Source organism: Klebsiella sp. HN106, assembly GCF_051209435.1.
Classification (GTDB): Bacteria; Pseudomonadota; Gammaproteobacteria; order Enterobacterales; family Enterobacteriaceae; genus Klebsiella; species Klebsiella oxytoca.
The window spans coordinates 1-239 of sequence record NZ_JBLURD010000335.1 but is presented as its reverse complement, the minus strand read 5'-3'; the positions used below and the strand labels follow the sequence as shown (position 1 = coordinate 239).

Annotated in this window: 1 pseudogene; it reads right to left on the bottom strand. The window is 47.7% G+C overall.

Features of this window, described 5'->3' with window-relative positions:
* Positions 1-188 (bottom strand): annotated as a pseudogene (locus tag ACSIPU_RS31450) (IS110 family transposase); the annotation flags it as partial.
* Between the last annotated feature and the right edge of the window lie 51 nt (positions 189-239).

Genomic DNA, 239 nt, shown 5'->3' with positions numbered 1-239 from the left:
CGTGCCATAAAGTGAGAGCCACCACAGGCTTCCATTGCGATGGTTGTAGCGGGGCATGTCGCCAAAAATTCGATTAACTTTGGCCGTGTAAATTTTTTACGGTAAACAGCCTTGCCGCGACGATCCTGGCAATGAATATGGAAAGAGTTTTTACCCAGATCGATACCAATGAGCGCAATGTTTTCCATGATAGTTCTCCGAATGAAAGCCTGTCCTCAGCATAGTACCGGGAAGGAGGG